The 12,513-nt window shown below is 39.9% G+C and carries 13 protein-coding genes; all 13 read left to right on the forward strand.

Annotation, left to right across the window (positions count from 1 at the left end; translation table 11 throughout):
* Positions 1-207: 207 nt before the first annotated feature.
* The 13 genes from trmFO (at position 208) to fliJ (ending at position 12,511) form a co-directional block, all read left to right on the forward strand.
* Positions 208-1,506: an FADH(2)-oxidizing methylenetetrahydrofolate--tRNA-(uracil(54)-C(5))-methyltransferase TrmFO gene (gene trmFO / locus FZC88_RS02985; protein WP_148993600.1), complete on the forward strand. Its 1,299-nt coding sequence runs from the start codon at positions 208-210 to the stop codon at positions 1,504-1,506.
* A 61-nt stretch (positions 1,507-1,567) separates the two neighbouring features.
* Positions 1,568-2,467, forward strand: a complete 900-nt coding sequence (gene xerC / locus FZC88_RS02990) for a tyrosine recombinase XerC (RefSeq protein ID WP_148993601.1) — start codon at positions 1,568-1,570, stop codon at positions 2,465-2,467.
* Positions 2,468-2,486: 19 nt separating this feature from the next.
* A complete protein-coding gene (gene hslV / locus FZC88_RS02995) occupies positions 2,487-3,029 on the forward strand; it encodes an ATP-dependent protease subunit HslV (protein WP_148993602.1) in 543 nt (180 codons plus the stop codon).
* 68 nt (positions 3,030-3,097) lie between these two features.
* A complete protein-coding gene (hslU, locus tag FZC88_RS03000) occupies positions 3,098-4,510 on the forward strand; it encodes an HslU--HslV peptidase ATPase subunit (RefSeq protein WP_148994267.1) in 1,413 nt (470 codons plus the stop codon).
* A 96-nt stretch (positions 4,511-4,606) separates the two neighbouring features.
* Entirely contained in the window at positions 4,607-5,386 is a 780-nt protein-coding gene (gene codY / locus FZC88_RS03005; RefSeq protein ID WP_148968731.1) for a GTP-sensing pleiotropic transcriptional regulator CodY, read from the forward strand.
* Positions 5,387-6,140: 754 nt separating this feature from the next.
* The gene (gene flgB / locus FZC88_RS03010; protein WP_148994268.1) at positions 6,141-6,530 is read left to right on the forward strand and encodes a flagellar basal body rod protein FlgB; all 390 of its coding nucleotides are present in this window, start codon (positions 6,141-6,143) and stop codon (positions 6,528-6,530) included.
* Between the two features lie 2 nt (positions 6,531-6,532).
* Positions 6,533-6,994 carry a flagellar basal body rod protein FlgC gene (gene flgC / locus FZC88_RS03015; RefSeq protein ID WP_148993603.1) on the forward strand — a complete coding sequence of 154 codons (462 nt, stop codon included), beginning with the start codon at positions 6,533-6,535 and terminating at the stop codon, positions 6,992-6,994.
* 17 nt (positions 6,995-7,011) lie between these two features.
* Positions 7,012-7,317, forward strand: a complete 306-nt coding sequence (gene fliE, locus FZC88_RS03020) for a flagellar hook-basal body complex protein FliE (RefSeq protein ID WP_148993604.1) — start codon at positions 7,012-7,014, stop codon at positions 7,315-7,317.
* Positions 7,318-7,350: 33 nt separating this feature from the next.
* Entirely contained in the window at positions 7,351-8,949 is a 1,599-nt protein-coding gene (fliF, locus tag FZC88_RS03025) for a flagellar basal-body MS-ring/collar protein FliF (protein WP_148968735.1), read from the forward strand.
* Between the two features lie 5 nt (positions 8,950-8,954).
* On the forward strand, positions 8,955-9,974 hold the full coding sequence (gene fliG / locus FZC88_RS03030; protein WP_148993605.1) for a flagellar motor switch protein FliG: 1,020 nt from the start codon (positions 8,955-8,957) through the stop codon (positions 9,972-9,974).
* Positions 9,967-10,743, forward strand: coding sequence for a flagellar assembly protein FliH (gene fliH / locus FZC88_RS03035; protein WP_187443489.1), 777 nt, complete (start codon positions 9,967-9,969; stop codon positions 10,741-10,743). Before fliG ends, fliH begins: the two co-directional genes overlap by 8 nt.
* Entirely contained in the window at positions 10,740-12,059 is a 1,320-nt protein-coding gene (gene fliI / locus FZC88_RS03040) for a flagellar protein export ATPase FliI (RefSeq protein ID WP_148993607.1), read from the forward strand. The genes fliH and fliI overlap by 4 nt, the downstream gene beginning before the upstream one ends.
* A 5-nt stretch (positions 12,060-12,064) precedes the next feature.
* On the forward strand, positions 12,065-12,511 hold the full coding sequence (gene fliJ / locus FZC88_RS03045) for a flagellar export protein FliJ (protein ID WP_148993608.1): 447 nt from the start codon (positions 12,065-12,067) through the stop codon (positions 12,509-12,511).
* Positions 12,512-12,513: the final 2 nt, after the last annotated feature.

Raw genomic sequence — 12,513 nt, forward strand, 5'->3', positions numbered from 1 at the left:
AGATTGATTGTTGAACAATGAACTTATACAATGTAACAAGGGACTGTCCCAACAGGTGATTTCTCTATTATCTGTTGGGTCAGCCCTTTTCTGTTTGCATTTAGTCAGTAGGACAAATTCTCAATATGCTTTTGTCTTTTTTATCTTTGTGCATTGGTGTACAATACAATTTGGTTAAGAGGATCGATTTACAGGAGGTTTATATAGATGCCAGTAAATGTTATTGGAGCAGGGTTAGCTGGAAGTGAAGCTGCTTGGCAGATTGCGAAGAGGGGAATAAAGGTTAACCTTTTTGAAATGAGGCCGGTACGTCAAACACCTGCCCATCATACAGATAAATTTGCAGAGCTTGTTTGCAGTAATTCGCTTAGAGCGAATACATTAACCAATGCTGTTGGTGTATTAAAAGAGGAAATGCGGAAATTGGATTCCGTCATCATGTCAGCAGCCGATGCCTGTTCCGTTCCTGCAGGAGGAGCATTGGCCGTGGATCGTCACGAATTTGCAGCCCATGTCACAGACAAAGTGAAGAATCACCCGAATGTCACGGTATATAATGAAGAGGTTACGGATTTACCCGAAGGGATCACCATCATAGCAACAGGACCACTTACAAGTGAGAGTCTTTCAGAGAAAATCAGAAAAGTAACGGGAGAAGAACATTTATATTTCTACGACGCAGCCGCCCCGATCATTGAGAAAGATTCCATTGATATGGACAAAGTGTATTTGAAATCCCGGTATGACAAAGGGGAAGCGGCATACTTAAATTGCCCGATGACAGAAAGTGAGTTCAATCGTTTCTACGAAGCCCTTATTTCAGCTGAAACGGTGCCTTTAAAAGAATTTGAAAAAGAAATATTCTTTGAAGGCTGTATGCCGATAGAAGTGATGGCATCCAGAGGGAAGAAAACCATGTTATTTGGTCCTTTAAAACCGGTGGGATTAGAAGACCCTAAAACAGGTAAACGACCATATGCTGTTGTCCAGTTAAGGCAAGATGATGCAGCAGGAACACTTTACAATATTGTGGGCTTCCAAACACATTTAAAGTGGGGCCCACAAAAAGAAGTGCTTCAATTAATTCCTGGACTAGAGAGTGCGGAGATTGTCCGTTTTGGGGTGATGCACAGAAATACCTTCATCAACTCTCCCAATGTTCTTAGGGATACCTATCAACATAAAGAAAATGAGAACCTGTTTTTTGCCGGGCAAATGACTGGAGTGGAAGGTTATGTGGAATCTGCTGCCAGCGGGCTGATCGCGGGAATCAATGCAGCGAAATTGGCTATAGGTGAATCACCCGTGGTATTCCCTCATGAAACAGTGATTGGAAGTATGGCAAGATATATTACGACGGCCAACAAGAACAACTTCCAACCGATGAATGCTAACTTCGGTCTACTCCCTGATTTGCCCAAAAAGGTCAAAGGCAAAAAAGAGCGTAATGAGCAACACGCCAATCGGGCATTAGAAACAATTCAGAACTTTGTGAAAAAAGTGTAAAATTCATTGCAAGGGCAGCTGGGTTGTGTTACTATTTAGTAGCCCTTGTGAGGTGTTAAAAATGAAAAATCAATTATATGAACAATTACAATCCTTTACTGAATATATACAAATAGAAAAGCATTATTCTGCTCACACTTTTGAACAATATCGTCATGATATTGAAGAGTTCTACGTATTTATGAAAGAACAAGGTTTAAGTTCATTAAAAGATGTCGAGTATTCTGATGCGAGACTTTTTTTAACTAAGCTGCATGATCATGGTTTAATGAGATCTTCCATTTCAAGGAAGGTATCCAGTTTAAGAAGTTTTTATCGTTACTTAAATCGGGAAAAGCAGCTCACCGAAAATCCATTTTCCTTTGTGAATCTTCCTAAAAAAGAACAGCGATTGCCTAAATTTTTTTATGAGGAAGAAATACAAGCATTGTTAGAAGCGTGCGGAGGAGACAAGCCTTTAGACATTCGCAACCGGGCCATCTTTGAACTTCTTTACGCTACCGGTATTCGCGTAAGTGAATGCACAAGCATACAACTGAAGGACTTAGATTTAGGGCTTTCCACAATCCTTGTTAAAGGTAAGGGTAACAAAGAGAGATATGTACCATTTGGAAGCTTTGCCCACGATGCAATAGAACAATACATAACAGAGTCCCGGCCTAAGTTGATGAAAAATCAAACTCATACCCAATTGTTGGTCAATCATCGTGGAGGAGCATTAACCCAAAGAGGGATACGTCTTATCTTAAATAAAATGATCGAAAAGGCTTCCTTGACCGGGAAAATCCATCCACATATGTTAAGACATACGTTTGCCACGCATTTACTTAATAATGGTGCCGATTTAAGAACGGTTCAGGAACTACTTGGACACTCACAATTATCATCAACTCAAGTATATACTCATGTATCGAAGGATCAATTGAGAAAAACATATTTGGCACATCATCCACGTGCTTAGAAGAGTTGGAGGTCAGGATATGGAACAATTCCACGCAACCACTATTTTTGCCGTACAGCATAAAGGCAAATGTGCGATGTCCGGGGACGGACAGGTGACATTTGGTAATACAGTTGTGATGAAGCATACAGCAAAAAAAGTACGGAAGCTATTTAATGGCAAAGTATTAGCGGGTTTTGCCGGGTCTGTTGCCGACGCATTCACATTATCAGAAAAATTCGAAGGGAAACTTCAGGAATTTAATGGGAATCTCCCTAGAGCAGCTGTTGAATTAGCGAAAGAGTGGAGAAGCGACAAGGTCTTAAGAAAGCTTGAGGCGATGTTGATTGTAATGGATGAAAATCACTTGCTGCTAATCTCCGGTACTGGTGAAGTGATTGAACCGGACGATGGGATTTTAGCCATTGGATCAGGTGGTAATTATGCATTATCTGCGGGGAGAGCGTTAAAACAATACGCAGGTGACTATTTATCCGCCAGGGAAATCGCTCAGTCTTCCCTACAAATCGCTGCTGATATATGTGTATATACAAATAACCAAATTATTATTGAAGAGCTGTAAACATTAATCATCAGATTGAAATTTTATATTCTTTTACACTATAGGGAAAGTAAGGAGTGTGCCATTTGATGAAGAGTACTGATCACTTAACTCCAAGGCAAATTGTTGAACGTCTCGATCAATATATTGTAGGACAGAAAGATGCAAAGAGAGCGGTAGCTGTAGCATTACGAAATCGATATCGCCGTAGCCTTCTTTCTGATGTATTAAAGGATGAAGTGATTCCAAAGAACATTTTAATGATGGGACCAACCGGGGTCGGGAAAACAGAGATTGCCAGAAGGATTGCCAAGCTTGTCAGAGCTCCTTTTGTAAAAGTAGAGGCAACTAAGTTTACTGAAGTCGGCTACGTTGGACGTGATGTGGAATCAATGGTGAGGGATTTAGTCGAAACATCTGTCCGCCTGGTGAAAGAGGAGAAAATGGTAGGGGTGCGTGAAAGAGCAGCTGAAAATGCTAACCGCCGCTTAGTGGAACTTGTTGTACCATCTAAGAAAAAGGCCACTTCTTACAAAAACCCATTTGAAATGATCTTTGGTGGTAATCAGACTCAGGGCACCTCGGATGAAGAGGAAGAAAAGCAAGAAGAGATTTCCCTTCAAGAGCAAAGGCGCAGAGTGGAAACAAGGCTTCAAAATGGTGAACTCGAAGAGGAGTTCATCACGATTGAAGTAGAAGAGCAGCAGCCTTCCATGTTCGATATGCTTCAAGGCTCCGGTATGGAACAAATGGGCATGAATATGCAGGATGCTATGAGCAACTTTATGCCAAAGAAAAAGAAAAAACGCAAGTTAAAGGTGAAAGAAGCAAGGGTCGTTCTTACAAATGAGGAAGCTCAAAAGCTTATTGATATGGATGAAGTAACCCAGGAGGCAATCGTGCGTGCAGAACAATCAGGAATCATCTTTATCGATGAAATTGATAAAATAGCAAGCAAGAGCTCTGGCCAATCTTCAGCCGATGTTTCGAGAGAAGGGGTTCAGCGAGACATCCTTCCTATTGTAGAAGGATCTACGATTGTCACAAAGCATGGTTCAGTGAAAACAGATCACGTCCTTTTCATTGCCGCAGGTGCCTTTCACATGAGTAAACCATCCGATCTTATTCCGGAATTACAAGGACGTTTTCCAATCAGGGTGGAACTTCAGAAGCTATCTACAGAAGACTTTGTGCGTATACTCGTTGAACCTGATAACGCAATCATTAAACAATATATTGCTTTAATGGAAACAGAAGGTATACAAATTGAATTTTCTGACGAAGCTATTCGTAGACTTGCTGAAATTGCCTATGATGTAAACCAGAACACGGATAATATAGGAGCGAGAAGACTTCATACCATTATGGAAAAACTTCTCGAGGACCTTTCCTTTGAAGCTCCGGACATTACATTGGAAACAGTTAATATCACACCTAAGTACGTGGATGATAAATTAGGGGCCATAGCTAAGAATAAGGATCTGAGTCAGTTTATTCTATAAGTTTTCACCTTCGTTCTATTGGGTAAAGATAGATGAATCAATTAGAATACAAAATTTAATAATAGATACACTTAAGTTGTAGTAGGAGGAAATGTAATGAATTTATTAGGTAAAACAAGAACCATTAATGCTATGCTGCAAAAAGCAGCGGGTAAACCAGTTAACTTTAAAGAAATGTCAGAAACACTTAGCAAGGTCATTGAAGCAAATGTATTCGTTGTAAGTCGCCGAGGGAAATTACTTGGCTACGCCATTAATCAGCAAATTGAAAATGAGCGAATGAAACAAATGCTTGCAGATCGTCAATTTCCTGAGGAGTATACTCAAAACCTGTTTAATGTTCAAGAAACTTCTCCAAACCTGGATGTTAACAGTGAATATACTGCTTTCCCTGTTGAAAATAGAGAATTCTTCAAAAATGGGCTAACGACAATCGTTCCTATTATTGGTGGAGGTGAAAGACTGGGTACATTAATTCTTGCCCGTCTTGAAGCAAGCTTCGAAGATGATGATCTGATCATGGGTGAATATGGTGCAACTGTAGTAGGAATGGAAATTCTTCGTGAAAAAGCAGAAGAAATTGAAGTGGAAGCCAGAAGCAAGGCTGTCGTGCAAATGGCGATCAGTTCTTTATCTTACAGTGAGCTTGAAGCGATTGAGCATATCTTTGAAGAGTTAAATGGTAATGAAGGTCTTTTGGTTGCTTCTAAAATTGCCGATAGAGTGGGAATTACCCGTTCAGTAATCGTCAATGCCCTTCGTAAATTAGAAAGTGCGGGAGTAATTGAGTCTCGTTCCCTGGGAATGAAAGGTACTTACATTAAAGTATTAAACAATAAATTCTTAGTTGAGTTAGATAAGCTTCGTACAAATTAATCCAATGAAAAGCTGTTCCTGTTAAATGGGAACAGCTTTTTTATTTGGTTACCATAATACTTGCTTCTGAAGGCATCCTCCGCTTTTGTGTCATCCAGCTACGGGGCTTAGAGGCTCGAGGTCATAAGCAAAGCCGACCCAAAAGGCAAGGAGCGCCTTTCAGGTCGGCTTGACTTATGCTTGTCGCCTCTGGGCAAAGCCCCTCCGCATTTGTAGTGCAAATGGGCGGAAATGTCTGATTGTTAAGGGAAAATAAGTCGAATGGACTATTGGTAATCTCTCATAAGGTATTGTCATATATGGCACGAATAGTACAATAAAGTTACAACAATGTTACGACTATATTCGACATTTTGGTTGATTAAGATGACAAAGTGAGTAATATGATGCCATTCACCTCTTGGAAGGTGATGTTTTCGTGTGCAAAAGAGTGTTATAAGGTAAAAAAACCATCTTGAACTCACTAATGTTGGATTTCATTCTTATGAAAGCGAATCGGACAGATACATTCATATGTAACATATATGTAATAAAATTAGAAAAATTCACATTAAATTGGTAAAATTTCCTTGGTAATTAAAGGGTTAAATATAGATTAAAAGTCACGAATTCTTTGAATATCACCCTCATTCTCGAAAATTTACGGAATATTCATAGACACTAATCTTGCTAAACATTACAATAAATACTGTTGCATGCTAAATTTGTAAAAAATAGTAGTATCTTGTCAAAAAAACGGATAGAGGTGCCTAAAGTGAAATTATTTTCCAACACTTTCACAACTCTGGAAAGAGGACTGAATTACGCCTCGTTAAATCAGAAAGTGATTTCTCAAAACATCGCCAATGTCGACACTCCAAATTATAAAGCAAAAGAAGTAGAATTTAAGGCAATGTTAGACCAGTCAGTTCAACAACTTGATGCAAAAATGACGGATCAACGACATTTCACCTTTCACTCAAGTAGTCAACATCCAGCAGTTAAAACAAAAACAGCTTATCAATATAATCACAATGGAAATGGTGTGGATTTAGATCAGGAAATGTCAGAAATGGCTTCGAATCAAATCTATTTTAATGCATTAACAGATCGAATGAATGGTAAGTTTAACAGTCTTCAAACCGTTGTAAGGGGTGGTAAATAATCATGGCGATATTTACAAGTATGAATACAACAGCATCTGCCCTTACTGTCCAACGCTTAAGAATGGATGTCATTTCATCAAACATGGCCAATGCAGACACAACCAGAGGAGAAATGGTTGGAGGAGAATGGCAGCCATATAAAAGAAAATCTGTTGTGATGGCACCAAAGGAAAATCAATTTTCATCATTTTTAAATAAAGCCATGAACACAAGGGACAATCAAAATGTTGGAAGCGGAGTAAAAGTTTCCAGTATCGAAGAAGATGACGAAACACCATTTAAAATGGTGTACGATCCAGAACATCCTGATGCGAATGGCGAGGGGTATGTGCAGCTTCCCAATGTTGATCCATTAAGAGAAATGGTTGACCTCATATCGGCCACTCGCTCATATGAAGCAAACGTAACCGTATTTAATGCGAATAAAGCGATGTTAATGAAATCATTGGAAATCGGTAAATAGAAAGAGGTTATAGTTCTATGGCAATACATAATATAGATTCGATTAATCCTGGAGTTATTAGTCCGTCAATTGCAAAAAAAAATGTCTCTCCTTCAGAAGCTACTGAGAACTTCAGCCAGTTACTTAAACAGTCAATCGACGAAGTGAATTCTATGCAAGTTCAATCGGATCAAATGACCGAGAAGCTTGTAAGGGGAGAAAATGTTGATCTTCATCAAGTGATGATCGCCTCACAAAAGGCAAGTATCACATTACAAACGACCATGGAAGTGCGTAACAAAGTAGTAGAAGCTTACCAAGAAATAATGAGAATGCCAATGTAGTAGACTCATTCAGTCATGTACCGGAGGATTGTAATGAATGATTCGTTTAAGAAATATACAGAACAGATAAAGTCTTATTGGGCAAGCAGAACAAAAAAACAGAAAATAGGTATGGGAGCAACCTTTCTGATTACAGTCATTCTGATTAGTGCTGTGAGCTTCTTTGCAACAAGAACCACTCTTGTTCCCTTATACAGTAATTTATCACCTTCAGAAACCGGAACGATAAAAGAAAATCTCGATGGTAGAGGAATCCCATCGGAGATATCCGATGGTGGATCAACCATCATGGTTCCTAAAGAACAAGTAGATACATTGAAGGTTGAATTGGCTGCAGAAGGAATTCCTAACTCAGGCAGTATTGATTACTCCTTTTTTAGTCAAAATGCTGGGTTTGGTATGACTGATAATGAATTTAATGTGTTGAAGCTGGATGCGATGCAAACAGAACTTGCTCAACTCATGAAAGGAATCGAAGGAGTACAGGATGCTAAAGTCATGATCAACCTTCCAGAAAAGCAGGTATTCTTAAATGATGACATTCAACAAGCATCAGCTTCGATTGTATTAAATACAAATCCTGGTTTCACATTTGATCAAAAGCAGATTAAATCACTTTACCATCTTGTATCCAAAAGTGTCCCTGATCTCCCTACAGAGAATATCGTCATCATGAATCAATTTTTTGAGTATTTTGACTTGGAATCTCAAAATAATACCATGGGCGGAGGCAACTTTGTTCAACAGATGGATGTTAAAAAAGAAATTGAACGCGATATACAACGTCAAGTTCAGAATATGTTAGGCACATTGATTGGATTTAACAAAGTAGTTGTATCGGTAACAACTGATATAGACTTTACCCAGGAAAACCGTGAAGAAAACATTGTTACACCTGTGGATGAAGAAAATATGGAAGGAATAGCCGTAAGCGCACAGCGTATTACTGAAACCTTCTCAGGTGAAGGGGCAAACCCGGGTGGGACACCTGGAGCCGGTGATGCTAATGAGCCGACGAACACAGGGGATACGTATGGTTCCGGTTCAGAATCAAATGGTGATTATGAACGAATGGAGGAAACGATTAACAATGAAGTCAATCGTATCCGTAAAGAGGTAGTTGAGAGCCCATATAAAATAAGGGATCTTGGGATTCAGGTTATGGTGGAACCGCCAAATCCTGATGAGGTTAATTCCCTGCCACAAGAAAGGGTGGATGATATCCGCCAAGTTTTATCGACTATTGTACGAACTTCCATTGATAAGGAAGCCAATCCTGAACTGACAGACGAAGCAATAGAAGACAAAGTGATCGTCTCGGTTCAACCGTTTAATGGTAAAGCCGATATGGCACCTGAAGAAAAATCTGTTCTCCCATGGTGGACCTATGTGGTCGGGGGAATCCTACTTATTGTCATTCTACTGCTGGTGTTTTTCCTGATTCGCTCTAAAAAGAAAGAAAAAATAGAAGAAATGGCATATGAAGAAACAAGGGAGCCTGTCCATATACCGGAAATTGAGCCTAAAGAAGAAACAGAAGGATCGATTCGCCGGAAACAACTTGAAAAAATGGCCAAAGAAAAGCCTGAAGAATTTGCAAAATTATTAAGGACCTGGTTATCAGAGGATTAGGAGGGATGAATGTGGTTAGAAGAGAGAAAGATTTAACAGGAAAACAGAAAGCAGCCATCCTCCTGATCTCTCTTGGTCCTGATGTATCCGCATCAGTATACAAGCATTTATCAGAAGAAGAAATCGAGAAGTTGACGTTAGAGATATCCGGAGTCAAGAAAGTGGAGACTGAAGCGAAAGAGGATATCTTAGAAGAATTTCACCATATCGCCATTGCTCAAGATTATATATCCCAAGGCGGGATTGGCTATGCCAAAACCGTATTAGAAAAAGCACTCGGATCAGAACAAGCATCGGCGATCATTAACCGATTAACTTCATCGCTACAAGTAAGGCCATTTGACTTTGCACGGAGAGCCGATGCTGCACAGATTCTCAACTTTATACAAAACGAACACCCTCAAACCATTGCATTAATTCTATCTTATCTAGAACCACAGCAAGCAGGACAAATACTTTCTGAACTACCTCAAGATGTTCAAGCAGATATTGCCAGGAGAATAGCGATCATGGATGGAACTTCGCCGGAAGTGATTAGTGAAGTGGAAGCTATCCTTGAAAGAAAGCTTTCGGCGACTGTGACCCAGGATTATACGCAGACGGGTGGAGTTGAAGCGGTAGTGGAAGTGCTGAATGGGGTAGACCGTTCTACGGAGAAGACCATTCTGGATGCATTAGAAATACAAGATCCTGAATTAGCTGAGGAAATCAAGAAGAGAATGTTTGTGTTTGAAGACATTGTCACCCTTGATGGTCGTTCCATTCAACGTGTCATTCGCGATTGTGATAACGAAGATCTGCTCCTGTCCCTTAAAGTATCAAGTGATGAAGTGAAAGAAGTGGTATTTAGAAACATGTCTAATCGCATGGTGGAAACCCTTAAAGAGGAAATGGAATTCATGGGGCCGGTTCGATTACGGGATGTAGAAGAGGCACAGTCACGCATTGTAGCTGTGATAAGGAGATTAGAGGATTCCGGTGAAATCATCATAGCCCGTGGTGGAGGAGACGATATTATTGTCTAGAATCATTAAATCCTCCATTGCTCGAACCACGGATGAAAATAAAAAGCTGATATCCCTTAAAAGGGTGAAAATACTGGATGAATTCAAGCAGCATGAAGACAACGACTTTGAAATGAACAGAGCGGCCGAGGGAAATCACATTATAGATGAAGCGAATGAGAAAGCGGCCCGAATAATCGAAGAAGCGAAAGAAATGACTTTCCATGCCCAAAGTCAAATTGAACGCGAGAAAGAAAAATGGATGGTTGAGCGTGAGCAACTCATGCAGGAAGCCTATAATGCCGGATTTCTTCAAGGTGAAGAAGAGGGTAGAAACAAAGGTTATCAAGAATATCACCAGCGATTATCGGAAGCCAATGAAGTGACCGAAAGAAATAAGCAGCAGTATCAAGACTATATTCAAAATGCAGAGAAGGTCATTGTCAGTTTAGGGATTGCATGTGCTGAGAAAATCATGAATCGGAAACTCCAGGAAGAACCCGATTATTTCTTTTCGATCGTGGAACGGGGATTAAAGGAGGTAAGGGATCTGCCTCATATTCAAATTCATGTTCATCCGTCCAGGCATAAGCTTTTAGTTGAAAACAAAAATGAGCTTGAAGTCATGTTTCCCACGGATGTTCAATGCTTTATTTATGCAAATGATGATCTTCAACCTGAGGAATGTTATATAGAAACCAATCAGGGACGTGTCATTGTGAGTGTGGACTCCCAATTAAGAGAGTTAAAGCAGAAGCTTCTTCATATTCTGGAAGGTGATGTTGAATGAAAGCAGCAGATCTAATTCACCAAATCCCCCAGATTCCAACTTTCAAAAAGTTTGGAAAGGTAAAGAGGGTTGTGGGGTTAATGATCGAATCTCAAGGACCTGAAAGTTCAGTAGGTGAAGTCTGTCATATTCATATTCTCTCAAGGGGGAAACAAAAAGTGATTCTGGCAGAAGTGGTAGGGTTTAATGATGATTTAGTAATCCTCATGCCCTATACCAATATGCAGGATATTTCTCCCGGCAGTTTAGTAGAAGGTACCGCAAAGTCATTAGAAATCAAAATTGGACCATCTTTAATAGGGAAGGTGATTGATTCTCTGGGACATCCACTCGATGGAAGTCACCTACCGAATGGTTTAAGTACGACATACACAGAACAAGATCCTCCCAATCCCTTATCAAGACCGCCCATTAACGAAAAAATGGAGGTTGGTGTAAAAGCCATCGACAGCATGCTGACTGTAGGCAAAGGCCAAAGGGTCGGTATATTCGCTGGAAGTGGTGTAGGAAAAAGCACCCTGCTTGGAATGATTGCCCGAAACACGAAAGCGGAATTAAATGTAATTGCGTTAATCGGTGAGAGGGGCAGGGAAGTAAGGGAATTTATTGAAAGGGATTTAGGAGAAGAAGGATTAAAGCGAACGATTGTAGTGGCAGCCACTTCAGATCAACCTGCACTAATGAGGATTAAAGGAGCCTTTACGGCGACTGCCATTGCGGAATATTTTCGAGATAAAGGAATGAACGTCATGCTTATGATGGATTCCGCGACTCGGGTAGCGATGGCTCAGAGGGAAATCGGATTGGCAGTCGGTGAACCACCGACCACTAAAGGATACACCCCATCTGTATTTGCTATTTTACCGAAACTACTAGAAAGAACAGGAACAAATGTACTCGGAAGCATAACAGCATTTTACACCGTTTTGGTAGATGGTGATGATTTAAATGAGCCTATATCTGACACGGTAAGGGGAATACTCGATGGTCATATTGTGCTTGACAGACAAATCGCGAACAGAGGTCAATATCCGGCTATCAATATTTTGAAAAGTGTGAGCAGGTTAATGAATCATCTGGCATCTAAGGAACATTTACATGCCGCTACGAGAATAAGGGAGTTATTAAGTACTTATATGAATTCTGAGGATCTTATCCAAATTGGTGCTTATAAAAGGGGTACTTCCCGTGAGGTTGATGAAGCCATCCAATACTATCCGGGTATCATCTCCTTCTTGAAACAGGGAGTATATGAACAGGTTTCTCTCCCTGCAAGTGTTGATGAACTTATTAAGCTATCGGAAAAAGGTGGATGAATCAAGTGAGTTATCAATATAGGTTTCAACGTATTTTAACGTTAAAGGAAAAAGAAAAAGATGAAGTGCAGGAAATGTACAGGGGTTCCATTGAAAAATTTGAAAAAGTTGCCGAGAAGCTTTATGAGTTTCTGAAAAAGAAAGAAACTCTCGAACAGCATCAAGAAACCAAGTTGCAAAATGGTTTGTCTGTACAACATATTCGCCATCATCAACAGTTCATCACCAATCTTGAAAGAACCATTTCTTTTTACCAGGACCTGGTGATACAAGCAAGGAACCGGATGAACTGGTGTGAAGAAAAACTTGTAGATATGAATGTAGAAGTAAAGAAATACGAAAAGATGAAGGAAAATGATCTCCATCGCTTTATGCAAACTAATCAACAAGCGGAAAATAAACAATTAGATGAAGTATCAGTCGTTCAATATATGAAACGGGGAGTTAGGTGATT

The sequence above is a fragment of the Rossellomorea aquimaris genome, from assembly GCF_008180865.1.
In the GTDB taxonomy this organism is placed as follows: Bacteria; Bacillota; Bacilli; order Bacillales; family Bacillaceae_B; genus Rossellomorea; species Rossellomorea yichunensis.